Annotated in this window: 23 protein-coding genes and 1 pseudogene; 8 read left to right on the top strand and 16 right to left on the bottom strand. The window is 68.8% G+C overall.

All coding sequences use genetic code 11. From position 1 onward, the window contains the following. The first annotated feature begins 20 nt into the window (after positions 1-20). Both FND50_RS10860 and FND50_RS10855 read left to right on the top strand, forming a co-directional pair. Complete coding sequence (locus FND50_RS10860) at positions 21-425, top strand: PPOX class F420-dependent oxidoreductase (RefSeq protein ID WP_005562704.1); 405 nt, start codon at positions 21-23, stop codon at positions 423-425. A 135-nt stretch (positions 426-560) separates the two neighbouring features. Then, positions 561-2033, top strand: a complete 1473-nt coding sequence (locus tag FND50_RS10855; RefSeq protein WP_144285754.1) for an FAD-dependent oxidoreductase — start codon at positions 561-563, stop codon at positions 2031-2033. Between the two features lie 5 nt (positions 2034-2038). On the opposite strand, the gene FND50_RS10850 is transcribed toward FND50_RS10855, so the two are convergent. Together FND50_RS10850 and FND50_RS10845 are read right to left on the bottom strand one after the other, a co-directional pair. Next, complete coding sequence (locus FND50_RS10850; protein ID WP_144285753.1) at positions 2039-3289, bottom strand: GAF domain-containing protein; 1251 nt, start codon at positions 3287-3289, stop codon at positions 2039-2041. After that, on the bottom strand, positions 3286-5073 hold the full coding sequence (locus FND50_RS10845; protein ID WP_144285752.1) for an NAD(P)/FAD-dependent oxidoreductase: 1788 nt from the start codon (positions 5071-5073) through the stop codon (positions 3286-3288). The genes FND50_RS10850 and FND50_RS10845 overlap by 4 nt, the downstream gene beginning before the upstream one ends. Positions 5074-5405: 332 nt before the next feature. On the opposite strand from FND50_RS10845, the gene FND50_RS10835 reads away from it, so the two are divergent. Both FND50_RS10835 and pth read left to right on the top strand, forming a co-directional pair. Beyond that, positions 5406-6032: a 50S ribosomal protein L25/general stress protein Ctc gene (locus FND50_RS10835; RefSeq protein WP_039952679.1), complete on the top strand. Its 627-nt coding sequence runs from the start codon at positions 5406-5408 to the stop codon at positions 6030-6032. Between the two features lie 107 nt (positions 6033-6139). After that, positions 6140-6712, top strand: a complete 573-nt coding sequence (gene pth / locus FND50_RS10830) for an aminoacyl-tRNA hydrolase (protein ID WP_005255495.1) — start codon at positions 6140-6142, stop codon at positions 6710-6712. Here pth and FND50_RS10825 read toward each other — a convergent pair. Further along, complete coding sequence (locus tag FND50_RS10825; RefSeq protein ID WP_144285751.1) at positions 6709-8340, bottom strand: fatty acyl-AMP ligase; 1632 nt, start codon at positions 8338-8340, stop codon at positions 6709-6711. The two genes, pth and FND50_RS10825, sit on opposite strands and share 4 nt — an antisense overlap. A 212-nt stretch (positions 8341-8552) precedes the next feature. Between FND50_RS10825 and FND50_RS10820 the strand changes: the two genes are divergently transcribed. Next, positions 8553-10256 carry a peptide chain release factor 3 gene (locus FND50_RS10820; RefSeq protein ID WP_144285750.1) on the top strand — a complete coding sequence of 568 codons (1704 nt, stop codon included), beginning with the start codon at positions 8553-8555 and terminating at the stop codon, positions 10254-10256. A 9-nt stretch (positions 10257-10265) separates the two neighbouring features. Here the strand turns inward: FND50_RS10820 and FND50_RS10815 are convergent. Beyond that, a pseudogene (locus FND50_RS10815) lies at positions 10266-11008 on the bottom strand (zinc ribbon domain-containing protein); the annotation flags it as partial. 280 nt (positions 11009-11288) lie between these two features. After that, positions 11289-11630, bottom strand: a complete 342-nt coding sequence (locus FND50_RS37760) for a hypothetical protein (RefSeq protein WP_186301266.1) — start codon at positions 11628-11630, stop codon at positions 11289-11291. A gap of 278 nt (positions 11631-11908) precedes the next feature. Here FND50_RS37760 and FND50_RS37575 point away from each other — a divergent pair, with 278 nt between their 5' ends. Both FND50_RS37575 and FND50_RS10800 read left to right on the top strand, forming a co-directional pair. Beyond that, positions 11909-12307: an IclR family transcriptional regulator C-terminal domain-containing protein gene (locus FND50_RS37575; protein WP_313905322.1), complete on the top strand. Its 399-nt coding sequence runs from the start codon at positions 11909-11911 to the stop codon at positions 12305-12307. 155 nt (positions 12308-12462) lie between these two features. Continuing rightward, positions 12463-12975 carry a hypothetical protein gene (locus tag FND50_RS10800; protein ID WP_054247601.1) on the top strand — a complete coding sequence of 171 codons (513 nt, stop codon included), beginning with the start codon at positions 12463-12465 and terminating at the stop codon, positions 12973-12975. Between the two features lie 19 nt (positions 12976-12994). On the opposite strand, the gene FND50_RS10795 is transcribed toward FND50_RS10800, so the two are convergent. The 3 genes from FND50_RS10795 to FND50_RS10785 are packed head-to-tail and all read right to left on the bottom strand — an operon-like array spanning position 12995 to position 14636. Next, the gene (locus tag FND50_RS10795; RefSeq protein WP_144285749.1) at positions 12995-13672 is read right to left on the bottom strand and encodes a pyridoxal 5'-phosphate synthase; all 678 of its coding nucleotides are present in this window, start codon (positions 13670-13672) and stop codon (positions 12995-12997) included. Between the two features lie 27 nt (positions 13673-13699). Then, on the bottom strand, positions 13700-14113 hold the full coding sequence (locus FND50_RS10790) for a glyoxalase/bleomycin resistance/extradiol dioxygenase family protein (protein WP_144285748.1): 414 nt from the start codon (positions 14111-14113) through the stop codon (positions 13700-13702). A 46-nt stretch (positions 14114-14159) separates the two neighbouring features. Continuing rightward, a complete protein-coding gene (locus tag FND50_RS10785) occupies positions 14160-14636 on the bottom strand; it encodes a nuclear transport factor 2 family protein (RefSeq protein WP_144285747.1) in 477 nt (158 codons plus the stop codon). Positions 14637-15067: 431 nt separating this feature from the next. Here FND50_RS10785 and FND50_RS10780 point away from each other — a divergent pair, with 431 nt between their 5' ends. Beyond that, positions 15068-16564 carry an acetyl-CoA acetyltransferase gene (locus tag FND50_RS10780; protein ID WP_144285746.1) on the top strand — a complete coding sequence of 499 codons (1497 nt, stop codon included), beginning with the start codon at positions 15068-15070 and terminating at the stop codon, positions 16562-16564. 22 nt (positions 16565-16586) lie between these two features. Here the strand turns inward: FND50_RS10780 and FND50_RS10775 are convergent, their stop codons facing one another. The 8 genes from FND50_RS10775 to FND50_RS10740 form a co-directional block, all read right to left on the bottom strand. Further along, the gene (locus FND50_RS10775; protein ID WP_144285745.1) at positions 16587-18371 is read right to left on the bottom strand and encodes an ABC-F family ATP-binding cassette domain-containing protein; all 1785 of its coding nucleotides are present in this window, start codon (positions 18369-18371) and stop codon (positions 16587-16589) included. Further along, positions 18371-19306 carry a 4-(cytidine 5'-diphospho)-2-C-methyl-D-erythritol kinase gene (locus FND50_RS10770; protein ID WP_144285744.1) on the bottom strand — a complete coding sequence of 312 codons (936 nt, stop codon included), beginning with the start codon at positions 19304-19306 and terminating at the stop codon, positions 18371-18373. The genes FND50_RS10775 and FND50_RS10770 overlap by 1 nt, the downstream gene beginning before the upstream one ends. A 72-nt stretch (positions 19307-19378) precedes the next feature. After that, positions 19379-20032, bottom strand: coding sequence for an urease accessory protein UreD (locus tag FND50_RS10765; protein ID WP_144285743.1), 654 nt, complete (start codon positions 20030-20032; stop codon positions 19379-19381). A 2-nt stretch (positions 20033-20034) separates the two neighbouring features. Beyond that, a complete protein-coding gene (gene ureG / locus FND50_RS10760; RefSeq protein WP_144285742.1) occupies positions 20035-20721 on the bottom strand; it encodes an urease accessory protein UreG in 687 nt (228 codons plus the stop codon). A 34-nt stretch (positions 20722-20755) separates the two neighbouring features. Then, a complete protein-coding gene (locus tag FND50_RS10755; RefSeq protein WP_005572826.1) occupies positions 20756-21388 on the bottom strand; it encodes an urease accessory protein UreF in 633 nt (210 codons plus the stop codon). Beyond that, positions 21388-23109: an urease subunit alpha gene (locus tag FND50_RS10750; protein ID WP_144285741.1), complete on the bottom strand. Its 1722-nt coding sequence runs from the start codon at positions 23107-23109 to the stop codon at positions 21388-21390. The genes FND50_RS10755 and FND50_RS10750 overlap by 1 nt, the downstream gene beginning before the upstream one ends. After that, positions 23106-23420: an urease subunit beta gene (locus FND50_RS10745; protein WP_144285740.1), complete on the bottom strand. Its 315-nt coding sequence runs from the start codon at positions 23418-23420 to the stop codon at positions 23106-23108. Before FND50_RS10745 ends, FND50_RS10750 begins: the two co-directional genes overlap by 4 nt. Positions 23421-23428: 8 nt before the next feature. Then, positions 23429-23731, bottom strand: coding sequence for an urease subunit gamma (locus tag FND50_RS10740; protein WP_005238744.1), 303 nt, complete (start codon positions 23729-23731; stop codon positions 23429-23431). Positions 23732-23839 lie beyond the last annotated feature (108 nt).

Raw genomic sequence — 23839 nt, 5'->3', positions numbered from 1 at the left:
CCGAGTATCAGGACTTCGCGATGACGGACCAGGGATCACCGGCGCTGCCGCGCTTCGCCGCGGAGAAGGTCGTGCAGTTGCAGACGCGCAGACGCGACGGCTCGTGGGTGGACACTCCGGTCAACTTCGCCGTGCAGGGCGATCGGGCATACTTCCGGACCCCGGGACGGGCGTCCAAGAACAAGCGGCTACGCAATTTTCCCGACGTCCGGATCCGCCCGTGCACGTGGTCCGGCAAGCCGACGGGTCCGCCGGCGCAAGCCACGGCGCGACTGCTGTCCGGTGAGGAGGCGCGGGCCGCGGGCGCCCTGATCGACGAGAAGTATCCCGTGGTGCAGCGGATCGGGGTGCATCTCGCGCACCGGCTGGCACGCACGTCGACGCTGCACTACGAGCTGTCCGGCGTGACGGACCTGCCCGGATAGCCAGGCGCTCGCCGACCTCCGAGCGCGGCGTCCCACTGGCCGGGAGATCCACCGAATCGGGTTTTGGAACAGGTTACAGTTTGAGGGTAACCCACGTCACACTTCGCCTGTGACCACCCGAGAGGACTTCCACCCATGGTCGACGCCACACCGATCCGCCCCCGGTCCGCAGCAACGGTCGCCGAGTGGGACTACGAGGCCGATGTCGTGGTCGCGGGTTACGGCATCGCCGGTGTGTCCGCCTCCATCGAGGCGGCGCGCGCCGGCGCCGACGTCCTGGTCCTCGAACGCACCAGCGGCTGGGGCGGTGCCGCCGCTCTCGCGGGCGGCTTCATCTACCTCGGCGGAGGCACGCCGTTGCAGAAGGCGTGCGGGTTCGACGACTCGCCCGAGAACATGAAGACGTTCATGATGGCGGCCCTCGGCCCGGGTGCCGACGAGGAGAAGATCACCGACTACTGCGAGGGCAGCGTCGAACACTACAACTGGCTCGTCAACTGTGGTGTCCCGTTCAAGGAGAGCTTCTGGGGCGAACCCGGCTGGGAGCCCCCGTTCGACGACGGACTCATGTACTCCGGCGGCGAGAACGCGGCACCCTTCAACGAGATCGCGACTCCCGCACCGCGCGGCCACGTTCCGCAGATGGACGGCAAGCGGACCGGCGAGAAGGGCGGTGGCTACATGCTGATGAAGCCGCTCGTCGAGACCGCCGAAAAGCTCGGGGTCCGAGCCGAATACGACATGCGCGTCCAGACGCTCGTCACGGACGACACCGGTCGCGTCGTCGGGATCGTCGCCAAGCAGTACGGCAAGGAGGTGGCCGTGCGGGCGCGCCGCGGCGTCGTCCTCGCCACCGGCAGCTTCGCCTACAACGACAAGATGATCGAAGCCCACGCGCCGCGGCTCATCGGCCGCCCCGGCGCCGCCATCGAGGAGCACGACGGACGGTCGATCCTCATGGCGCAGGCCCTCGGCGCCGATCTCGCCCACATGGACGCCACTGAGGTCGCGTTCGTCTGCGACCCCCAGTTGATCGTCCGCGGCATCCTGGTCAACGGCCGGGGGCAGCGCTACGTGCCGGAGGACACGTACTCCGGGCGGATCGGCCAGATGACCCTGTTCCACCAGGACAACCAGGCGTTCCTCATCATCGACGAGGCGTCCTACGAGGAGGGCGCGGCCGCCACCACGGCCACGCCGTTCCTGCGCGTCCAACCGAAGTGGGCGGCGGAGACCGTCGAGGAACTCGAATCGGACATGGGCCTGCCCGCCGGCGCACTGCAGTCGACCGTCGAGGTCTACAACACGCACGCCGCCGAAGGATCGGACCCGCTGCTGCACAAGAAGTCCGAGTGGGTGAAGCCGATCGGCACCCCCGTCGCGGCACTCGACCTGCGCGGGTTCACCCTCGGCTTCACGCTCGGCGGCCTGCGGACGACCGTGAACTCCGAGGTACTGCACGTCTCCGGCGAACCGATTCCCGGCCTCTTCGCGGCGGGACGGTGCACGTCCGGTGTGTGCGCCGGCGGCTACGCCAGCGGCACCTCCCTCGGCGACGGCAGCTTCTACGGCCGCCGCGCCGGGATCAGTGCGGCGACGCGCGCCTGACCGGACTACCCGACGAGCCGGACCGTCACGCCGGCCGCGAACCGGTAGGGCTGGGTGCTCAGGACCGCGCCGAGACTCTTGCGCAGACGCGAGACCTCGGCGCGGACCGCCACCACGTGGTCGCGGTCGCCGAACAACGATTCGCTGAGCGAGGCCGCGTCGACGCCCGCCGGTCCCGCGACCGACAGCACCCGCAGGATCTGGGCGTGCCGGGGCGAGAGCGCCCGCGTCCAGTTGACGTCGCCCCGGACCGTCACGTGCGGCGCGTCCCCGAGGTCGAGTTCCAGTTCGATGGCTGCCCCGTCGACGCGCCTGCGCACCAGCCAGCCGTCGCCGAGCGGTTCGGGCACGCACAGCCCGAGCCCCGGGACGAGCAGTGGCCGGTCCAGGCTCGGCGGCGCGACCCGCTCCGGCGCCGCGATGCCACTCGCCTCCGCGACCCACCCGTGCTTGTCGACGACCAGCGCCGGACCGCCCGCCGACGCGAGCAGCGGTGCCGCCCGGCCGCGCAACTTGTCCAGTTGCGCCGTGTGCTCGCGCCACAGTGTCGCCTCGGCCAGACGCACGGCGGTGCGGACGAGTGCGACCGTGGTCGGGTGAATCGACATCGCCGACCCACTGATGTCGACGACGCCGAGGATCTCACCGGTGCGCGGATCGTGCACCGGCGACCCTGTGCACGACCAGCCGTGATGCGAGGGCGCATAGTGCTCGGCCGAGAACAGTTGCACCGCAGCATCTTCGATCAGCGCCGTGCCGATCGCGTTGGTCCCGACCGCCTGCTCCGCCCAGCGAGCACCCTCCGTGAACCCCAGGGCGTCGGCCGCCTTCCGAACCCCGCGGGATCCTTCCCGCCACAACAGGACACCGTCGGCGTCGGCGATGACCACGATGAAGTTCGCATCGTCCGCGACCTGCGTCAGCGTGCTGCGCAGTTCCGGGAGCACCGTGCGCAGCGCCGTCCGGGTACGCCGCGCCTCGATCTCGGAGAAGTCGGCGGGCTCCACGTCCGCGCAGTGGTCCGGGCTCACACCGCCCGCCTGCAGTCTGGACCACGACCGCGCCACCACGTCCCGGGGCAGCGCGGGCGGCTGCTCCCCGGACAGCACGGCGTCGTGCACCCGGCTGAGCAGCCGGGCATGTCGCGGCAGATCCACACCGCTTGCCACTGCGGTCAGCCGGTCGGCGGTCGGACGTTCAGCGCTCACAACGCCGAGGCTACCCCCGGCGTTGTGAGCCACACCACTGTCCGTCATCGGATCGGCTGCAACCCTTCCTCCTGGGCCTTGATCTGGAAGGCCAGATACTTCGAGTAGTGCCGGGACTGATGCAGGTTGCCGGCCATGAACCAGAAACCCGGATGACCGGACCGGCGCCACACCGTGCGCAGCTCGCCCTCGTCGTCGAGGCCCCACACGTCCTGGCAGCGGTCCGCGACCGCGTCGCCGAGGAACTTGCGGGCGCTCTCACGCATGTTCTTGTATCCGGTCGCGAGAACCACCACGTCCACCGGCATCTCGGTGCCGTCGGCGAACACAACCCCGTCCGGGGTGAAGTGATCGATCTCGGTTCCCTGCTTCACCGTCACCTCGCCGCTCGCGATCAGCTCGGATGCGCCGACGTCGATGTAGTAGCCGCCGCCGCGTCGCAGGTACTTCATGAACAGGCCGCTGCCGTCCTCGCCGAAATCGACCTTGAAGCCGGCCTTCCGCAGACCGTCGAGCATCTCCGCGTCCTTCTCTGCAATGGCCTCCGTCGCCCCGGCGTGAATTCCCGCGAGCAACGGGTACGGCAGCGACGCGAAGATCAGGTCGGCGTCCTGCACCGCGGGCCCGCCCTCCTCGTACACGCCGCCGAACAGTCCGGGGATGCCGTGCTTGCTGCTCATCACATACGTGGACGAGCGCTGCAGGATGGTCACGTCCGCACCCTGCTCGTTGAGTTCCTGGGCGATGTCGTGGCCCGAGTTGCAGCAACCGACGACGAGGGCCTTCTTGCCCTGCATCTCCCGGCCGCCGACGAACCAACTCGAATGCTCGATGGTTCCCTCGAACGTGTCGGCACCAGCGATCCGCGGAATGTTCGGCACCCCACTCATTCCCGTGGCGAGGACGACGTGCCGGGGGTGCAGCGTGCGGGTGGAGCCGTCGTCGCGGGCGACGGTCACGGTCCATTCGCCGGTGGCGTCGTCATAACTGCCGCCGGTGAACTCGGTTCCCGTCCACACGTTGAGTTCCATTGCGTCGGCGTAGAACTCGAACCAGTTCGCGAGCTTGTCCTTGGGCGTGAACACCGGCCAGTGGTCGGGGAAGTTCAAGTACGGCAGGTGGTCGTACCAGACCGGGTCGTGCAGGACCAGCGAGTGGTAGCGCTTGCGCCAGCTGTCACCGATCCGGTCGTTTCGCTCCACCAGCAGGGTGTCGACTCCGAGCTGTCCCAGACGGGCCGCGAGGGCGAGACCACCCTGGCCGGCGCCGACGATCACGACGGCCGGCTGCTCGGTCTCGAACTCACCCTTGACGGTTCGCCGGTCGAGCCAGTTGATCTTGCCGCGGTGGGCGCCGTGATTCGTGCCCTGAACCCGCCGATGCCCCTTCTTCTCCTCGTGACCCTTGAGCTCCTCCATCGCGCTGATCAACGTCCAGGCACGCCACTCGCCGTCGTCGTCGCGCCTCAGCCGAACGAAACCGCGGCTGCGGGCCAGGGTCGTCTCGAACGTGAAGAAGGCCTGTATCCAGTCACCCTCGGGATCGGCCACCGCCTCGGCGGGGTGCGCGGGTGACAGGACGAGGTGGCGCGGCTCGTGCACCGGAACCGAATCCGCGAGGCGCGACTCGATGTCCGCGCGACCGTGCGTGGTGTGCAGATCCCAGGTGAACGACAGCAGGTCGCGCCACCAACCGTCGACCAGGAAGTGCTGGGCGGCCCCGCGCACGTCGCTTCGTTCGAGGGCGGCACCGAATCCGGCCAGCCAGCGCCGGGCGATGTCACCCGGCTGCGGGATGGCGGTGTCGACGGGTGCGTCGAGTGTGGCGGTCATGATGTCCTCCGTCGTCGGAATCGAGAAGTTCGATACCTCTGTGATACGGGTCACAAGGACGGGGCGGTAGCGTTGCATCGGATTGCACCGTCCCCACCTCGGCGCCGCGCAGCCTCCCGAGGACACCCGATTAGCAGGTCAACAGGCCATCCGGTAGAGTTCCATAAGTTGTCTCGGCGAGGGTGAACCAGAAGTTCCCATTGACTGGCTCACCGTGATCGACGCGGCGACGGCTCTGCTCGAGCGTTTCGCTCCTGGCCGTCGCGTGTTCGTCCCTCGTCGACTCGAACCGCCCGCCAGTTACCACCGTGAGTTGTAGGAGCCGTTTCACCATGTCTGACGAAAATCGCCTCGTAGCCGCCGTGCGCACCGAGTTCGGCAAGGGTGCCGCCCGCCGCGCGCGCCGCGACGGCCAGGTCCCCGCAGTCCTGTACGGCCACGGTGAGGACCCCCGCCACCTGAACGTCCCGTCCCGCGACTTCGCCGCCATCCTGCGCGCGCACGGCACCAACGCCATCCTGACCCTCGACATCGAGGGCAAGGAGCAGGTCGCGCTCACCAAGTCGGTCGTGGTTCACCCGATCCGCAACTACATCGAGCACGCCGACCTCCTCGTCATCAAGAAGGGCGAGAAGGTCACCGTCGACGTTCCCGTCGTCGTCACCGGTGAGGCCGCTGCCGGCACCCTGGTCGCGCAGGACGCCGCCACCATCTCCCTCGAAGCGGACGCACTGCACATCCCCGAGCAGATCGAGATCTCGGTCGAGGGCCTCGAGGTCGGCACCCAGATCCTGGCCAACCAGCTCGAGCTGCCCAAGGGTTCCACCCTGCAGGCCGACGAGGAACTGCTCATCGTCAACGTCGTCGCAGCCCCGACCGCTGCCGACCTCGAAGAGGAGACCGGCGAAGCCGCGGCCGAGCCCGCCGAGGCTCCGGCCGAAGAGGGCGCCGAGAGCTGATCCTCTCGCAACCGCACTGATGTCGGCGGCGCGTCGTCCCGGATTGTCCGGGGTGACGCGCCGCTGTCGTCTGACACGACCCCCTCACGCATGGAAGGACCCTGTCGGTGAGTGAAGACACCGCCCTGGTGGTGGGCCTGGGCAACCCCGGACCGCAATACGAGAAGACGCGGCACAACGTCGGCTTCATGGTGGCCGGCGTGCTGTCCGCTCGCATGGGTGGCAAGTTCAGCGCGCACAAGAAGAGCGGCGCCGAGATCGTTCAGGGGCGACTCGAGGGACGTCCGACGATCCTCGCCAAACCGCGGTCGTTCATGAACCTGTCCGGTTCCGCCGTCGCCGGGCTGGCCCGGTTCTTCTCCGTCGATCCGGGCAACATCGTGGTCATCCACGACGAACTCGACCTCGACTTCGGGACCATTCGACTCAAGCAGGGCGGCGGCGAGGGCGGGCACAACGGCCTGCGGTCCATCTCGAGCGCGCTCGGCACCAAGGAGTACCTGCGCACCCGTGTCGGGATCGGTCGTCCCCCCGGACGGATGGATCCGGCGTCGTACGTGCTGAAGCCGTTCTCCTCGGCGGAACGCAAGGAACTCGACCTCGTCTGCGAAGAATCCGCGGACGCCGTCGAGCTGGTCCTGCGCGTCGGGCTCGAGGCTGCGCAGAACCGCCTGCATTAGTGGACCAGATTCGCCGACGTGGCGCGGCGGAGTTTGCCCGACGACGTCTTGGGAATGCTGCCGGGCCCGAGGACGGCGACCGTGCGCGGTCGCACGCCGACCTCGGAGAACACGGCGTGCACGACCTCGTGCTCGATGCGCTTGACCACTTCGGGGTCCTGATAGTCGTTGGTCTCCACCGCGACGGCGAAACTTTCCCGCTTCTGCCCCGCGTCGAGGCGGACGGCCACCGCGTTGCCGGGACGTACTCCGGCGACGGTGCCGGCGGCCCGCTCGATGTCCGTCGGGTAGATGTTGCGGCCACCCATGATGATGACGTCCTTGACGCGGCCGCACACGACGACGAGGCCTTCTTCGGTGAAGTAGCCGACGTCGCCGGTGTTCAGCCAGCCGTCCGAGTCCTGCGCGGGCTTGTGTCCGTCGACCGTGATGTATCCGGGGGTGACCGCCTTGCCGCGGACCTCGATGATGCCGACACCGCGGGTCGGGAGCAGCTCACCCTCGCTGTCGACGACGCGTCCCTCCAGGTTCGGCACCATCTTTCCGAGGGTGGCGAGGGCACGCGCGTTCGGCTTGCTCGACGGGACGGCGCGCTGCATCGCCTCGAGGAGATCCGGGTCGACGAGGTCGAGGACCTGGCCCTGATCCGGATCCGGGATGGAGACGGCGAGGGTGGTCTCGGCCATGCCGTAGACGGGGGCGAGTGCGGACGGGTTCAGGCCGAAGCGGGCGCCCGCCTCGGCGAGCTTGGTCATCGTCTCGGGGTCGACGGGCTCGGCGCCGTTCCACATGTACCGGACGGTGCTCAGGTCGACGGCGCCGTCCTCCGCCTGCTTGAGGCGGCGGGCGAGCAGCGAGTAGGCGAAGTTGGGGGCGGCTGTGACGGTGCCCTTGTACTTCCCCATCAGTTCCGCCCACAGCAGCGGCGTGCGGAGGAAGTCCATCGGGGTGATGCTCACAACCTCCGCGCCGACCTGCATCGGCACGCTCAGGAACCCGACCATCCCCATGTCGTGGAACAGGGGCAGCCAGCTGATCATCACATCGTCCTCGATGGAGAACTTGATGCGGTCGATCATGGCGTATGCGTTGGTGTAGAAGTTCTCGTGCGTGATCTGCACGGCCTTGGGGGAACCGGTGGAACCAGACGTGAGCTGCTGCAGCGCGATGTCGCTCTCGAACGCCTCGACTGGGTCGATAGCCGTGCCCTCGTTCAGCTCGGCCACCGTCACCACGGTGATGCCGCGCTCTTCCAGCAGCGGTTTGGCGGCGTCGAACGGCGCACCGAGGATGACGGCCTTCGCCTGAATCATGTTGATGACGGTCTCGGTGTCCTTGGCCCACACGGCCAGGTCGGTGCGCGGCGTCGGCTGATGCAACATGGTGACGGACGCGCCCCGCATCCAGGTGCCCTGGCAGGAGGGTGCGATGTCGACGGGCTGACCGGCGAGGATGCCGATGGCGTCGCCGTGTCCGATACCCGCCTCGGCGAGTGCGCCCGCCATGCGGCGCGCGGCCTTGTGGATCTCGCCCCACGGCTGCCGCAGCGGCGCGTCGGGCTCACCCGTGTTGAGACCACGGGTGCTACTCGCCGCGGTCGCGTACATCTCGTCGGTGAACTTGCTCACAGTCTTCCTCCTGCACATACGGGTGTCCGAACGCAGAAACGGTGAACTCCGGAGCGCCCCGACGACTCACCCATATAAATCCCCCACCGGCCTCCGATCGTTACTCCTCCCTGGATGCGACTGTGCTGCGAGTTCGTGTTCGGCACCCGAGTAACCTGGTATGCGGCCACACGGCCTTCCTGCACGCATCCCGTCCCCCGAGAGGTTCTTCGTTGACTACCCCGTCCGACTCGGCCGACACCATTCCAGCCGAGGCGGCGCCTGTCGCCACATCCGGCTCACCGGAGGGGAAATCCGAGAAGGGTGTCCGTGCGGAGGCGTCGCGCCGCCGCACGTTCGCCGTCATCTCGCATCCCGACGCCGGTAAGTCGACGCTGACGGAGGCTCTCGCGCTCCACGCGAAGGTCATCTCCGAAGCGGGCGCGGTCCACGGCAAGGCGGGCCGCAAGTCGACGGTGTCGGACTGGATGGAGATGGAGAAGGCCCGCGGCATCTCGGTCAGCTCCACTGCCCTGCAGTTCAACTACCGCTCCACCGAGACGTCGGTGGACGAGCCGGTCGACAACGTGATCAACCTGGTGGACACTCCCGGCCACTCCGACTTCTCGGAGGACACGTACCGCGTCCTGACGGCGGTCGACGCCGCCGTCATGCTGATCGACGCCGCGAAGGGTCTCGAACCGCAGACGCTGAAGCTGTTCCAGGTGTGCCGTCACCGCGGAATCCCGGTGATCACGGTCATCAACAAGTGGGACCGGCCGGGCCAGACGCCGCTGGAGCTTCTCGACGAGATCCAGGAACGCATCGGTCTCACCCCGACTCCCCTGTACTGGCCCGTCGGGATCGCCGGCGACTTCCGGGGCCTGCTGCGGCGCGGCGAGGACGGTGCCCCGCGGGAGTACATCCGGTTCACGCGGACCGCGGGTGGCGCGAAGATCGCCCCCGAAGAGATCATGGATGCCGACGCCGCCCTCGCGAAGGAGGGCTCCGAATGGGAGACCGCCACGGAGGAGAGCGAGCTGCTGTCGGCCACCGGTCAGGACCATGACCAGGAGCTGTTCCTCGGTGGCCAGACGTCGCCGGTGATCTTCGCGTCGGCGATGCTCAACTTCGGTGTCCGCCAGATCCTCGACACGCTCGTCGAGCTGGCGCCGCCGCCGCGCGCCCGCGAGGACGTCGGCGGCGCCCCTCGCGAGGTCACCGACCCGTTCAGTGCGGTCGTCTTCAAGGTCCAGGCCGGCATGGACACCGCGCACCGCGACCGGCTGGCGTTCATGCGCATCGTGTCGGGCGTGTTCGAGCGCGGCATGGTGGTCACCCACGCTCAGACCGGCAAGCCGTTCACGACGAAGTACGCGCAGACCGTGTTCGGTCGCGAGCGTTCGACCGTGGAATCGGCGTACCCCGGCGACGTGGTGGGACTCGTCAACGCCACCGCACTCGCCCCCGGCCACACCCTGTTCTTCGAGAAGAAGGTGGAGTTCCCGCCGATCCCGTCGTTCGCGCCGGAGCACTTCTCCATCCTGCGGGCCGAGAGCGCGGGCAAGTACAAGCAGTTCCGGCGGGCTGTGGATCAGCTCGATTCCGAGGGTGTCGTGCAGATCCTCCGCAACGACCTCCGTGGCGACGCCTCGCCGGTCATGGCGGCCGTCGGCCCGATGCAGTTCGAGGTGGTCGCGGCGCGGATGAAGGCCGAGTTCAACGTCGAGGCCCGGATGGAACCCCTGGGCTACGCGTTGGCGCGGCGCACCGACGCCGAGTCGGCCGACGAGCTGAACCGTCAGCGCGGCGTCGAGGTGTTCACCCGCTCGGACGGTGTGATGCTGGCTCTGGTCAGCGACAAGTGGCGGCTGCAGTACATCCAGAAGGAGCTGCCCGACCTCACGCTCGAGCCGCTCGTGGCCGCCGCCGACTAGCGTCTTCTACTACAGCGTCTGCATAGATCTCATACTCTCCGCCACTGGCGCAACGGATAGTTGAGATGGATGTGTGTCACGGCTACCTGTATCACCGTGCGGTGGTGCGGGTTTGACCGTGTCCCACACCGACGCTTGTGGTGCAGGAACATGCTGTTTCGGAGTCACCTCCATCCGCGGTGTCACGGTGGGCAGGCTGCGGCGGTGCCGCGGCCTGCCCGGGGTGGGACTGTTCTTGTCCCGGCACTTGCGCACCGGCGCATGCTCGGCGACCCGGACCGCGGGCACCTGCCCACGCCGACGGTGACATTGTTTCTGCCGAGCAGCGCGCGTTTGGCCAGGTTCACCCCGGCGACGTGGTCGCGGTTGCCGCCGACCTGGCAGCGGGCACACCACGTGGTGTGGTAGCCGCCGGGGCATGCAAGTGGTTTGTCGCAGCCCGGACACTGTGCGGAGGATCCCCGGGCGGGCACCGAGACCACCGTGACGCCGACACCGGCGGCGGTGTGCGCGAGGGCAGTGACAGCGTGGCGGCGGGCGGACTGCGCGGCCCGGTTGTTGTTGACCCGTCCGTGTCCGCGGATCTCGAGGGTGGTGAGATCCTCCAGCGCGATCATCTCCGCGCCCGCTGCGGCGGCGTAGTCGGTGACCTGGCGGGCGAAGTGGAAGGCCAGTTCCCGGTTGATCTTCCCCCTCTTGACACCCACCGCGGTGCGGTGCTCGTCGAGGACGGCGATCTTCGCCTCGAGCTGCCGGTCACGACCGGCGGCGAGCACATCGAACGTCGCCGGATTCCACAGCCGTGACACCAAATCGCCGCCGGCCGCGGTGGCCAGGTCCAGCAGCCACCCCACCCGGGCATCGACGTCGTCGAGTCCGATCGGCTCACCGGTCGCGGCGTCGACCGCCACATGGGCGGGGGTGGTCACCGAGAACTGGTCGTCTGCGGGCTCGGTGTCTCGTGATCCGGTTAGGCCAGGCGCGACTGACCAGGTTCCTGTTCGCCCGGTCCCGCGGTGCGTGGCGCGACGATCACGCCGCCGGGCTCATCACCGCGGCCCGAGAGACCCTCGCCCTGTGGGCACCAGCGACGGGTCTGACGGGATGGACTTCGTCGAGCTCGCTGAGGACATCGCCCACGAAGCCGAACAGGCACTGTTCCTGGCCCGTCAGATCAAGCAGATCGACGAGCGAGTCGCGAACCTCTACGCCGACGCCGACCCGGCCGGCATCGTTGCCTCTGCTCCCGGCGTGGGGGCGGTGATCAGCGCCGTCATCGCTGGACGGATCGGCGACGGGCACCACGAGTCTGCGATCTGTCATCTGGTCACCCGTCTGGTCACCCGGATCGCCGCCTGCATGCGTACCGGCCAACCGTACGCCTTGCGGGACGTCGACGACACGCCGATCACCGAGGCCGAGGGCCGGCGATCATCAAGGCGCGCTACAAGATCGACCCGCGGCGGCGCGAGAACGTCCGATACAAGCGGATGCGTGAGCGCCGCAAGCAGGCGGCGGGCGAGGAGTCCCAGGGGTCGCGATGCGCTCCAACAGGCCAGCCCGCCAAAACCAAGCCTACGAGCCGCCAGGTGGCTGACCTCCGCTAGGAACTCAGGTACCGCCCGACAAACGCTACAGGCGAACGGGGAAGTCTGTCTCGCCGGATCGGCCACACCACCGCGCTCTGGACCTTCTCCGCGTCGAGGCGCATCCGGTCCAGTCACTCCCATTGCTATTCGAGCCCGCAAGCGCGGCACTGGCGGACCCGGCGCACCACATCACCGGGGCGATCCCCCGACGTCGACGATCTCGTCACCGAACTGGGCGAGGTCCGCAACCGCGGATGGGCCCTGGAACGAGAACAGGGGACGGTCGGCGTGGTATGTATCGCGACCGTCGGGCCCTACCGGATCCCCGCCACCGACGCCCTCAGCGTGTCCGTGCCCGCCGAGGTCGCGTCGTACCCGGGTGAGCTGGAGCGGATCGCCGGCGTGGTCACGAAGCACGCGTCCGCCCGGGCCCGGGAATTGAGGGCCGAGGGAGTTCGATGACGTGACGGCGCCGCGGACCCGAGACCGACCGGGGCCGCGCCGTGCGCCGTCGAGGCGTGCGGCCCGCCGGACCCTCCTGGTAGCTTTCAGGTCGAATCGAGCACACTGACGGGCTTTGCGCGGTACCCGTTTGGCCACGAGCAGGAAGCGACACGATGGAGAACGGCATTTCCACCAACGGATCGGGCAGTAACGGCTCCGCCGGCACGAACTCGGCATCGGAGTCCCCTTTCGCTGAACCGAGCACGGGCGGGCTGACCGGCAGCAACGGTAACGGCAACGGCAAGTCCACGACCAGCTCCGCCGAGACGTTCACCTTCCCGCTGCCGACGCGCAGCTCGGGTTCGCACAGCACCGAGGAGCCGGGCGAGGTCTCCGACACGACGGCGTCGCTCGAATCTCGTGGGCGCACCGTCATGCGACGCAACGCGATGGGAGTGGCAGCCGTGCGAGTCGCGGGCCGTCTTGCACACACCGAACTGCTCGAGGAGCACCTCGCCTCGGCGAGCAGTCACTCCGCCGATCCCACCGTGGACGCTGACGAACTGCTGGCGCTGCTCGGCGAATACCTCGTCGCAGCCGGGTTCGAGCGCCCCGAGATCCACGCGAAGCTGAACGGCCAGTCGATCGTCGTCGACCTGCGCTCGCCGTCCGCGACCGCACGCTGACCCCCGCTCCCGGGCGTCGTCAGGGCCACAGCACCTCGCAGATCCACCGGCCGGACTCGCGGCGGTAGAGCTGGCGCACGTGCCTGCGCCCGGCGTCCGCCTGCCAGAACTCGACACTGTCGGGGACGATGCACCATGCCCGCCAGGTTCCCGACACGAAGTCGGGGTCGGCCTCGATGCGGGCCACCGCCGCCGCGACGGCGCGTTCGTATTCGGCGGGATCGTTGAGGACCTCGCTCTGACGACTGGCGGCGGCCACGGCCCGCGCGGTGACCGACCGTTCGCGGAAGTCGCGGGCGGAGAGCGCCGGATCGCCCTCGACGACGGAACCGCGCACCCGCACCTGCCGGCCCTGTTCTCGCCAGTAGAACGACAGTGCCGCAACGGCATTGGTGGCCAGTTCACGCCCCTTCGGCGAGCGTGTGTCACCCGAGAACCAGAAGCCCTGCTCCGTGACGTCCTTGAGGAGCAGGAAACGCGCGTCCGGGTTGCCGTCGGAATCGACGGTCGACAGCGCGGCGGCGTGCGGTTCCGGAACACCGGCCACCGCGGCCTGCGTAATCCAGTCGAGAAACAGTGTTGTCGGCGACTCCGGAAGCGCGTCGACGGGCGGAGGTGTCTCGCCGCCGAGAGCAGGCAGGGCGCGAATCCACGCGCGGGTGTCCGGAAACGACGAACGGTCGGGTGTGGTCGGCATGTGCCGACAGTAGCCGCGGCCCGGGCTTCAGGCCGACGCGGCCGGATCCGTCGGCCCCACCAGCATCCAGCGGTGACCGAACGGATCGATGAGTGTCGCGTTGCGGTGTCCGTGGCCCTCCGAGATCCACCGTTCCACCTTGCCGCCGGCGTCGCGGGCACCCGCCAGGACGGCATTTGGATCGTCGACGGACAACATCAGGCTCACCGACGTCGAACCCGATTCCGGCGCCGTCAGACCCATCTCGGGGAACTCCTCAGCGAGGTAGATCATGCCGCTCGGTAACCGCAGTTCCGCATGACCGACCCGGCCGTCCTCCATGACGATCGGCTCACCCACCACCTCGGCGCCGAACACCTTGGAATACCACTCGATGGCCTCGACACCGCGCCGCACCGTCAGATACGGCAGCGCGCCGGGAACGGGGACTTCCGGAGCCATCGTCACCTCCCAGTGTCCGCGGTGCGTCGAGTCCCAGTGTGCTCCCTCAGGCAGACGCCGGAGGTTGCAACATCGCCCACTTGTTGGACGTGAGCCGGAAGCTCGGGAAATCGGAGAGCGCCGCAACCGATTCCCAGGTGCGTTCGTATCCGGTGTGCGTGATCCGCCAGTTTCCGTCGGGGCACCGAAGATAACGATCGTGATAGTAGGCAGACCCGCGCAGCAGCATGCCGTCCTCGGGAATCAGCGTGGTGTCCGCGAGAAACCACACCCCTACCGCGGTGTCACCGGTGACGGTGATCTCGGGCTGGCCGCACTGATGCTCGGTGATGACGTGGGTCCCGAGAGTGTTCTCGAGGAAGGACACGAATGAGTCACGGGAATCGAACGTGAGGTATTCGCTGTACGTCGCCGTGACGTCCGGGACCATCGTCTCGGCGAACTCCACCCACGACTTCGTGTCGAGAGCACGTGAATAACGGTGCTTGAGCTGCTCGATCTGTTTTATTGCTTCGAGATCCATGACCCCCGCCTCCTGTGCAGCGAACATGCAAGCCCTGGACTGCAGATTAGTCGGATAATCTGCAGGTTCGCCTTGGTTTCCCCCGTTTTGCCCAGATCATGCATATTCAGGCCGCGATCCGGGACACGAAAAGGTTACGAAATGACTGCATGGCCTGCGCAACAGCACGCTGTTCACACTACCTTAGGCTACCCTCACCCGACGAGGGCCCGGAGCCCGCAGGCTCCCACCGGCCCGAGGGTCCCGCACCTCAGTCCATCGGCGTTCGAATCTATCTGCTGCACAGCACTTTTAGGCATCTATCCGAGCACCCTTCGATCCGAAGGGTCCAATGATGCCGGACGCCGGACGGGATTGCTGTGACCCCGAATCCACAGGTAACCCGCCCGACGCTATCGTGACGCTGACGTGGTCACGCGAGAGGGGAATCCATGGATCCGGCCCGCATACCGGTGATCGTCGGAGTCGACGACATCCGCTCCGGCCGTGCAGGCGATCCGGCAGCCCCGCGTGAACCGCTCGACCTGATCACCGACGCCGCACGTGCCGCCCTCGCCGACAGCGGCTCCGCGACCCTCGGCTCCCGGATCGACGCAATCCATGCGGTGAAGACCGTCAGCTGGTCGTACGACGATCTCCCCGGACTGCTGGCCGTCCGGTTGAATCTGCCGTCACCACGGTCGAGCACGTCCCCGATCGGTGGCCACTGGCCCGCGACGCTCCTCGACCGCATCGGCGACGACATCGCCTCGGGCCGGTCGTCGGCAGCGCTCCTTGTCGGCGGTGAGTCGCAGGCGACCATGACGGCGCTGCGCAAGTCGGGCACCGATCCCACGACGCTGGGCTGGGCGTCGGAACCGGGCGGTCCTCCCGCGTTCGACCCGGCGGATCTCGGGAGTCCCGCGATGCAGCGCGCCGACCTGATCGTTCCGACCCGGGTGTACCCGTTGTTCGAGAACCGCGTGGCGCACGAGTCGGGTGTCGGACCCGACCAGTCGCTGGCGGAGTCGGCCCGGATGTATTCCGCATTCTCCGAACTGGCGGCGAAGAACCCGGCATCGTGGACGTGCGAGGTGTATTCCGCCGAGGAGATCGCCACGGTGGGTCCGGGCAACCGGATGGTGTGCGAGCCGTACCCGTTGATGCTCAACGCCATGCCGTTCGTCGATCAGGCCGCTGCGGTGCTGGTGTGCTCCCTGGCCGTCGCGCGCGAACACGGCGTTCCGGAGGACCGCACGGTGTACCTGTGGGGCGGCGCGGGAGCCGCCGATCCCGTGGACGTACTGAGCCGCAACGGTTTCGGCACGTCCACGGCAATGACGGACGCGGTGCACCGGGCGCTGTCGCGGGCCTCGATCGACGCCTCCGCACTCGACATCGTCGACGCGTACAGCTGCTTCCCGGTGGTGCCGAAGCTACTGACCCGCACGCTCGGCCTGCCCGCAAGCACCGTGCCGAGCGTGACGGGCGGCCACTCCTTCTTCGGCGGGCCCCTCAACAGTTACACGCTGCACTCGATTGCCGAGGTCACCCGCCGATTGCGGGAAGGCGCGGGACCGGCCCTGGTCCACGGCAACGGCGGCTACCTGACGTACCAGCACGTCGTGATGCTGGCGGGCGCCCCGCACCCGGACGGGTACGTCGGCGATCCGGAACCGGCGCAACTCGCGTCGGAGGCGCCGGAACTCGTCACCGGCTACGAAGGACGAGCCGACCTCGTCACGTCCACGGTGGAGTACGGGCGGGACGGCGCCCCGGCGACCGGCTTCGTCGTCGCGCACACCCCCGACGGCCGGCGTCTGGCCGGACGTACCGGCCCCGCGGAGGCGGTCGCGCTGTCCGCGTTCACCGAGACCCCGGCACGGTCGGTGATCGGGCGGACTGTTCACGTCACGGACCGTGACGGCATCCTGTCGCTGCGGTTCTGACGGGCCGCAGCGCAGGTCCCGGCTAATCCAGCTCGGCGGCCAGCTCCATCCACTGTTCCTCGGTGGCTTCCTTCTCCGCGACGACCTGCTTGAGCTCGGAGTCGAGCTTCTGCAGCTTGTCCGGATCGGTGGCCGCCTCCGCCAGCTTCTCGTGCAGCTTCCGTTCCCGGTCGTCCAGCTTCGCCACAGCCCGCTCGAGACGCGACAGTTCCTTGCGCGCGGCGCGTTCGGCTGCCCCGTCCCGCACCTGCTTGGGGGCCGACGCACCGGTTGCCGTCGACGCCACCGACGGTGCGCCGGTGTCGACCATCTTCGCCCGGCGACGCAGGTAGTCCTCGATCCCCCCGGGCAGGTTGGTCAGCTTGCCGTCACCGAACAACGCCCACGTGGAGTCACAGATGCGTTCGATCAGGTACCGGTCGTGGCTGATGACGACCATCGTGCCCGCCCAGCCGTCGAGAATGTCCTCGAGTTGCTGCAGCGTGTCGATGTCGAGGTCGTTGGTCGGTTCGTCGAGCAACAGTACGTTCGGCTCCGACATCAGCACACGGGTCAGCTGCAGCCGGCGACGCTCGCCACCGGACAGGTCACCGACCGGTGTCCGCTGCCGGGCCGGAGTGAAGCCCAGCCGCTCGGCGAGCTGCCCGGCCGATACCTCCTTGTCGCCCAACGTGATCCGCTCGGCGACGTCCTTGACGGCCTCGAGCACCCGCATGTTCGTCGGCAGATCGTCGAGTTCCTGACGGAGCCAGCCGATGTGCACCGTCTGCCCCTGGATGCGCTTGCCCGACGCCGGCGAGATCTCGCCGGCGAGCGTGCGCAGGAGCGTCGTCTTGCCGGAGCCGTTCACACCCACCAGGCCGACACGCTCCCCCGGCGCCAACCGCCACGTGAGGTCGTCGACGAGCACCCGGCCGTCCGGCGTCTCCAGGCGCGCATCCTCGAGTTCGATGACGACCTTGCCGAGCCGGCGCTGCGCGAACGACGCCAGCGCCACGTTGTCGCGGGGCGGTGGGACGTCCGCGATCAACGCCTCGGCGGCCTCGATCCGGTACTTGGGCTTGGACGTGCGGGCAGGTGCACCGCGCCGCAGCCAGGCCAATTCCTTGCGGGCGAGGTTGCGGCGACGTTCCTCGGACGCGTCGGCCTGCCGGGAGCGCTCCGCCCGGGCGAAGACCCAGTCGTTGTAACCGCCCTCGTAGCTTTCGACCTTGCCGCCCACCACTTCCCACGTGCGGTTGGCCACGGTGTCGAGGAACCACCGGTCGTGGGTCACGACCACCAGCGCGCTGCGACGGCTGACGAGGTGTTCCGCCAGCCACTGCACACCCTCGACGTCGAGGTGGTTGGTCGGCTCGTCGAGCACCAGCAGGTCGAGGTCCTGGACGAGCGCGGCGGCCAGTGCGACGCGTCGCCGCTCACCACCGGACAGCCCGTCGACCGACACCTCGAGCCCCAGGTTGTCGATGCCGATGCCGGCCAGGATCGACCGGATGCGGGCGTCGCCCGCCCACTCGTGGTCGGCGACCCCGAGCGGCCCGAGCACCACGTCGCCGACGCTGGAGCCGGGTGGCAGGACGCCCCGCTGGGTCACGACCGCCATGCGCAGGCCGCCGACCCGGCTGACACGTCCGGAATCGGGCGCCTCCACTCCGGCGAGCACCTCGAGCATGGTGGTCTTGCCACCGCCGTTGAGGCCGACGACGCCGATGCGTTCGCCTTCCTGCACTCCGAGGGATACCGAATCGAGCAGCGGCTTGATGCCGAAGGACTTCGATACCTGCTCGAGATTGATCAGATTCGCCATCAGTGCGATCCCTCCGCCGCGTCGTTGATTATTCGGGCGCCCGGTACGGGACCGCTGGCGACCCGCACCGTGCGACACACCCCCGCACCTGCGAGTTCTGCGCTGACCCGGACCGCGGCGTCCGCTTCAGCACATAGAAAGGCACAGGTCGGGCCCGACCCGGAGACGATGCCGGCCAGTGCGCCCGCCGCGACCCCGGCACGCAGCGTCCGCCGCAGGCCCGGATTCAGCGACAGCGCGGCCGACTGCAGGTCGTTGCCCAGCAACGGGGCCAGTGTCGCGGAGTCGCCCGTGGTGAGCGCGTGCATCAGGTCCTCGGATCCGCCGAGTCGCGGTGGATTCCCGTCGGCACGCAGCCGGTCCAGCTCCCGGAACACGGTCGGTGTGCTCAAGCCGCCCTTCGCGAGCGCGAGCACCCAGTGGAACGTGCTGCGGGAGAGCACCGGCAGAAGTCGCTCGCCGCGTCCCGTCCCGACCGCGGTGCCACCGTGGAGGGAGAACGGAACGTCGCTGCCGAGCTTCGCGGCGAACCCGTCGAGTTCCTCCCGCGACAGGTCGAGTTGCCACAGCGCGTTCAGCCCGACCAGCGCCGCCGCGGCGTCCGCGCTGCCGCCGGCCATGCCCCCGGCCACCGGGATGCCCTTGTCGATGGCGATCTCGACGTCCGGGCGCCGCCCCGACTCGGCCGCGAGCATCTCGGCGGCCTGCCACACGAGGTTGCTGCTGTCGGTGGGCACGACACGGGCGTCCTCGCCGCGGACCGTCACCGACAGCGTCTCCGCGGGGACCACCGACACCGTGTCGCTGAGTGAGAGCGCCTGGAACACCGTGTTCAGCTCGTGATAGCCGTCGTCGCGCAGGTCCCCGACGGCCAGATGCAGATTGACCTTGGACGGGGCCCTGACTACGACGGGGCGAGGAACGACGGAAAGCACAAGGGTAGAGCTTAGGCGCTCCCGGTACGGGTGCGGAAATGCGCACCATCACGCACTTTGCCACTCACCGCGTCACAGGTGCGGCCCGAGCCGGGTGGTGAGGCTGCCGCCCCGGGCGAGGGGCAGACGGGTCCGCGCCGACCGGATGTCGCCGGTGACGTCCGCGGGCCGGTCGTCCGGGTACCGCAGCTCACTCGTGACGGCCGCCGGGCCGTCCAGGACGTCGTGTGAGACGGTGCCGACGCCGAGTTCCAGCTGGTGCCGGAGCAGCGGCACGGCGCCGAGATCGGCGTTGGTGACCCCGACCCAGCGTCCCGTCGTTTCTCCCGCCCGGCCGATCTGCACCCGCTCACGCAGCAGCAACGTGGACGACTCGGCGAGGGACACCGTCGTCTCGACGCGATGCTCCGCGCCGCCCGCGATCACCGTGGGTTCGAGCGCGCAGTCGAGTTCGGCGTCGTCCTCGACCTCCACCGACCACTGCGCCGTGGACAGCACACGACCCCGGCCGGGCAGGGCAAGGGACGCCGCGACGCTGCGCAGCGTCAGCCGGGCACCCGACAGCACCCGGACAGTGACGTCCCAGTGGTCGCCGCCGAGCGGGGTCGCGGCGGTGCCGATCACGTGGACCGTGTCGCGGCCGGTGATTCGCGCCGCCAGTCCCCCCACCGCGGAGATCCGCGGACTGCGCTCGGGGGACGCGACGATCGTCAGTTCGGTGCGCACTACTAGTGCACGTCGGCGAGGGTGCGCACCTGCTCGCGCACCCACTCCAGAGCCGGTCCGGACGACGGATCCTCCGTCAACGAGATCAGCACCGTCGGCCTGCCCTCGCGGACCTTCTCGGCGTCGCGGCGCATCACCCCGAGATCGGCTCCGACCATGGGGGCGAGGTCCGTCTTGTTGATCACGAGGAGATCCGAGAACGTCACGCCGGGACCACCCTTGCGGGGAACCTTGTCACCGCCCGCGACGTCGACGACGAAGATCTGCACGTCGATCAGGCCCGAGGAGAACGTCGCGGTGAGGTTGTCGCCGCCCGACTCCACCAGGATCAGATCGAGCGGCGGGTTGGCCGCGATCAGGTCGTCGATGGCGTCGAGGTTGGCGGTGATGTCGTCGCGGATGGCCGTGTGGGGGCAGCCACCGGTCTGCACGGCGGCGATGCGCTCGTCCGGCAACACGGCGTGGCGGCGCAGGAAGTCCGCGTCCTCGGTGGTGTAGATGTCGTTGGTGAGCACGGCCAGCGACAACTCCTCGCGCAGTTGCCTGCACAGCGCGGCGACGAGCGCCGTCTTGCCCGATCCGACGGGCCCACCGATCCCGATCCGGACCGGCTCGCCCGCCACCCGGACCCGCCGGGGACGGTCGTGCTGATGGTCGTGGGGTTCACCATCGATGAAATGCGGTGGCATGGTTGATCTCTCCTTACTGGGGTACAGCTGAGTGTCACGACACGAACAGGGGGCGGTCCCGCAGAACGTGCCGCTCGGCGACGACATCCATGAAGGGGTCGGACACGCTGGACAGTCCGGTCACGCACTGGCCGGCGATGTCGTCGCACAGGTCGGACAGCGCGAACGTGCACGCGGCGACCTGCGCGGGGTCGAGAGCGAGCAGACGCTGCGCGGCGATCGCGGACCCGGTCATGGTGGTGTAGACGACGACGAGTGCCGCCTCCCGCGGTTCGACGGCGGTGACGGATCCGACCACCCCCGAGACCACGGGCAGGTGCGGACGTGTGCCCAGCGGCGACCAGTCGTGCTCGGGCCACGTGGTGCGGGCCAGCCGCAGCAGACCTCTCCCCTGCGCCCGCGACGACGACCGCGCCGCGGGGGACGGGGTTCGCGCATCCATCTCGGCGTCGGCGTGTTCGGCGGTGAGCCGCCCCGCGCACACCGCCGCAGTGATCGATCCCCCGACGAGCCCGGCGGTCCGAACCCGTCGCCGCAGGAACGCCTCCATCGTGCCGACGTCGCGGACGACACCGCTCGCGACGGCCTCCTCGATGCCGCCCGAATGCACGTGACCGCCCGTGGGCAGCCTCGAATCGGCGAGGGACATCAGGTGAGCGAGGCGCATCAGAACAGGAAGTATCGCTGGGCCATCGGCAGTTCCGCCGCCGGCTGCTCTTCCCACACGTCGCCGTCGATGCGGACCGTGAACGTGTCCGGGTCCACCTCGATCCGCGGCTGCGCGTCGTTGCGGGGCATGTCGGCCTTGCCCCGCGACCGCACGTTCGCGACCGGGACGAGTCGACGGCTCAGGTCGAGTCGATCCGCCAGACCGTCCTCGAGGGCGTGCGGAGCGACGAAGTGCACGGACGTGGCGGCCGCAGCCTTGGGCGCCGCCCCGAACATCGGACGCGGGAGCACCGGTTGCGGAGTCGGTATGGACGCGTTGGCATCTCCCATCGCGGCCCACGCGATCATCCCGCCCTTGATCACCGCGTGTGGCCGGACACCGAAGAACGCCGGGTCCCAGAGCACCAGGTCGGCGAGCTTGCCGACCTCGACCGATCCGATCTCGGCCTCCAACCCGTGCGCGACGGCGGGGCAGATCGTGTATTTCGCCACGTACCGCTGGACGCGCTGGTTGTCGGCGCCGTTGTCGCCGGACAGGAAACCCCGCCGCCGTTTCATCACGTGCGCCGTCTGCCACGTGCGCAACACGACCTCGCCGATGCGTCCCATCGCCTGCGAGTCACTGCCGATCATGGAGATGGCGCCGAGGTCGTGCAGCAGATCCTCCGCCGCGATGGTGGACGGCCGGATACGGCTCTCCGCGAACGCCAGGTCCTCCGGGATCTTCGGGCTCAGGTGGTGACACACCATGAGCATGTCGAGATGCTCGTCGAGGGTGTTGACCGTGTGCGGCCGGGTCGGGTTGGTCGAACTCGGCAGGACGTTCCCGTGCGCGGCCACCGTGATGATGTCCGGCGCGTGGCCGCCGCCCGCCCCCTCCGTGTGATAGGCGTGGATCGCGCGTCCGGCGATGGCCGCGAGAGTGTCCTCGACGAAACCGGCCTCGTTCAACGTGTCCGAGTGGAGGGCCACCTGCACTCCCGCAGCGTCCGCGACGGTGAGGCAGGCATCGATGGCCGCCGGAGTCGAACCCCAGTCCTCGTGCAGCTTGAACCCGGAGACGCCGCCGCGCAACTGCTCCCACATCGACTCGGAGCTGACCGTGTTGCCCTTGCCGAGCAGCGCGATGTTCATCGGCCAGCCGTCGAGTGCCTCCAGCATCCGGGCGGTGTGCCACGAACCGGGGGTGACGGTGGTGGCCTTGCTGCCCTCGGCGGGGCCCGTGCCGCCGCCGATCATCGTCGTGATGCCGCCGCCCAGCGCCTCGTCCATGATCTGCGGGCAGATGAAGTGCACGTGACAGTCGATACCGCCGGCCGTGAGGATCTTGCCGTTCCCGGCGATGATCTCGGTGGACGGACCCACCACCAGATCGGGGTGGACCCCCGACATCGTGTCGGGATTGCCCGCCTTGCCGAGCGCGACGATACGACCGTCGCGAATACCGACGTCCGCCTTGATGATTCCCCAGTGGTCGACGACCACCACGCCGGTGATCACCGTGTCGGGCGCGCCCTCGGCGCGGGTCGCGCGACCCTGGCCCATGGACTCGCGCAACACTTTTCCGCCACCGAACACCGCTTCGTCGCCGGCCAGTCCCGGCCCGCCGCTGCGGTCCTCGGTGATCTCGATCAGAAGGTCGGTGTCGGCGAGCCGGATGCGGTCGCCGGTCGTGGGACCGAACAACTCGGCGTAGCGTGCGCGGCTGAGTTCGGTCATGACGCGTCCAGCTTTCCGGGAGGAGTGAGGCTCAGTCCGTGCACTTCACGGGTCCCGCGCAGGGGTACGAGTGAAATCGTCTGCGCGATACCCGGTTCGAAGCGCACCGCGGTGCCCGCGGGGATGTCCAGCCGCAGCCCGTGGGCGGCGGAACGGTCGAACTGCAGTGCGTGGTTGGCCTGCGGAAAATGAACGTGGCTCCCGACCTGGACCGGACGGTCCCCGGTGTTGACCACCGCGAGTTCGGTGCGGGGAGAACCCTCGTTGAGCTCGATCACGCCTTCGGCGCACACGACTTCACCTGGAATCACGGTCACCCCTACGCAATCGGATCGTGGACGGTGACGAGCTTGGTGCCGTCCGGGAACGTGGCCTCCACCTGCACGTCGTGCAGCATCTCCGGGACGCCTTCCATCACGTCGGACCGGGTGAGCACCTCACGACCGGACACCATCAGCTCGGCCACCGACCGGCCGTCGCGGGCCCCCTCGAGGATGTGATCCGTGATGAGGGCCACCGCCTCCGGGTGGTTCAACACGAGGCCGCGTTGCCGGCGCCTGCGCGCGAGTTCCGCGGCGTAGCTCAGGAGCAGACGCTCCTGCTCGTGGGGCGACAAGCGCATGTGTCCTCCTGCGGTCGGTGCGTCGCAATACTGCCACGAACTGCAGTGTGGCACCGCCCACGCCCGGAACGGCCGCCGTTCTCACCGCGGAAACATTCGTGACACGAA

This window comes from Rhodococcus sp. WB9 (assembly GCF_007558985.1).
Taxonomy (GTDB): domain Bacteria; phylum Actinomycetota; class Actinomycetes; order Mycobacteriales; family Mycobacteriaceae; genus Rhodococcus_F; species Rhodococcus_F opacus.
Note: the sequence above shows the minus strand (reverse complement) of the source record. Positions and strands in the feature narration are given on the sequence as shown.